Raw genomic sequence first — 1,947 nt, 5'->3', positions numbered from 1 at the left:
GGCCACGTTGTCCAGCGCGCTGAACTCGGGCAGCAGGTGGTGGAACTGGTAGACGAAGCCCAGGTGGCGGTTGCGCAGCACGCCCTGTTCGGCCGGGCTCAGGCGGCCCAGCACCTGGCCCCCCAGACGCACCTCGCCCGCGGTCGGCGCGTCCAGCCCGCCCAGCAGGTGCAGCAGCGTGCTCTTGCCCGAACCGGAGGCGCCGACGATGGCCACGGTTTCGCCGGCGCGCACCGCCAGGTCCACGCCGTGCAGCACGGTCACGTCCAGCCGCCCTTCCTGGAAGCGCTTGACCAGGCCTTGGGCCTGCAACACCACGGGAGCCAGGGGGGTGTCACTCATAACGCAGGGCCTCGGCCGGGTTGACGCGGCTGGCACGCCAGCTCGGATACAGCGTGGCCAGGAAGGCCAGCACCAGGGAAATCAGGCCGATGGGCAGGATGTCGGCCCGCTGCGGGTCGCTTGGCATGCGGCTGATGAGGTAGATGTCCTGCGGCAGGAAGCTGGCGCCCAGCAGGCGCTCCAGGGCCGGCACCAGGGTGTCGATGTGAAACGCGATGCCCAGGCCCAGCAGCAGACCGGCGCCGGTGCCGATGACGCCCACCATGGCCCCCTGCACAACGAACACCGCCATGATGCTGCCCGGGCTGGCGCCCAGCGTGCGCAGGATGGCGATGTCGGCGCGCTTGTCGGTCACCGTCATCACCAGGGTGGAGACGAGGTTGAACGCCGCCACCGCCACGATGAGGGTGAGGATGATGAACATCATGCGCTTTTCCAGCTGCACCGCGGCGAACCAGGTGCGGTTCTGGCGCGTCCAGTCGCGCACCAGCAGGTCGCCGCTGAGGCGGGCGGCCAGTTCCAACGCCACCTCGCGCGCGGCGTGCAGGTCGCGGATTTTCAGGCGCACGCCGGTCGGGCCTTCCAGGCGGAAGATGCGCGCGGCGTCGTCCTGGTGCAGCAGGGCCAGGGTCGAGTCGTACTCGTAGTGGCCCGAATCGAACAGGCCGACCACCGTCATCTGGCGCAGGCGCGGCACCACGCCCGCCGGCGTGAGTTGGCCACTGGGCGCGATCAGGGTGACGGCGTCGCCGGTGCTCACGCCCAGGCTGCGCGCCAGGGCGCCGCCCAGCACCACGCCAAACTGGCCCGGCACGAGGCGCGGCAGCACCGAACCGGCCAGGTCGGCCCCCAGTTCGGTGACCTGCGGTTCCAGCGCCGGGTCGATGCCGCGCACCAGCGCGCCCTTCATGTCCTCGCCGCGCGCCAGCAGGCCCTGCGCGGCGATGAAAGGGGCTGCGCCCACCACCGCCGGGTGGGCCTGCACCTCGGCCAAGGTGCGGGCCAGGTCCGGCAGGGCCTGGCCCTGGGGCTCCAGCACCTCGATGTGCGACAACACGCCCAGCATGCGGTCACGCACTTCTTTCTGGAAGCCGTTCATCACGCTCAGCACGATGATGAGCGCGGCCACCCCCAGCGCGATGCCCAGCATGGACACGCCACTGATGAAGGAAATGAAGCCGTTGCGCCGGGTGCCGCGCCCGGCGCGGGTGTAGCGCCAGCCGAGGCGGAATTCGTAGGGGAATTGCATGGATGTCCACGGAAACCAGCCCGGATTGTGGCATCCCCGACAATCGCCCCATGCGGCCCACCCTTGATGCCCTTTCGCCCCCCACGCCCGCGGCCCTGGCCCAGGCGCGTCACCTGATCGTGCCCTTCGCCCACGCCGACGACCCCGCCTGCAGCGCAGCCCTGGCCGGCACCGCCCTGCCCCAGCTCAGCGCACTGCTCGCGCGCTGGCCGCGCGCAGCCGGGCACAGCGCCGACGCCTACACCCTCACCCCACCCCACGAACACGCCCTGGCCCAGGCCCTGGGCTGGCCCGAGGCCGCCGACGGCACCCACCCCTGGGCCGCCTGGCGGGCCGGCGTGGCCGACCGCCCCTGC

2 protein-coding genes and 1 pseudogene are annotated in these 1,947 nt (G+C 71.8%); 1 reads left to right on the top strand and 2 read right to left on the bottom strand.

The annotated features are described in order from the left end of the window. Positions 1-342 (bottom strand): ATP-binding cassette domain-containing protein (locus CON77_RS14850; RefSeq protein WP_157826997.1); only part of this gene is annotated, 342 nt, incomplete at its 3' end. Further along, positions 335-1,591 (bottom strand): lipoprotein-releasing ABC transporter permease subunit, encoded by a 1,257-nt coding sequence (locus CON77_RS14845; protein WP_101050378.1) that lies wholly within the window; start codon positions 1,589-1,591, stop codon positions 335-337. The genes CON77_RS14850 and CON77_RS14845, both read right to left, overlap by 8 nt. 50 nt (positions 1,592-1,641) lie before the next feature. On the opposite strand from CON77_RS14845, the pseudogene CON77_RS14840 reads away from it, so the two are divergent. Next, a pseudogene (locus CON77_RS14840) lies at positions 1,642-1,947 on the top strand (hypothetical protein); the annotation flags it as partial.

Origin of the sequence: Macromonas nakdongensis, from assembly GCF_002837145.1 — a bacterium.
GTDB lineage: Bacteria > Pseudomonadota > Gammaproteobacteria > Burkholderiales > Burkholderiaceae_C > Macromonas_B > Macromonas_B nakdongensis.
Note: the sequence above shows the minus strand (reverse complement) of the source record. Positions and strands in the feature narration are given on the sequence as shown.

Excerpts from the sequence above, each read along its gene's own strand:
- CON77_RS14845 (WP_101050378.1), bottom strand. The coding sequence starts at position 1,591 with ATGCAATTCCCCTACGAATTCCGCCTCGGCTGGCGCTACACCCGCGCC.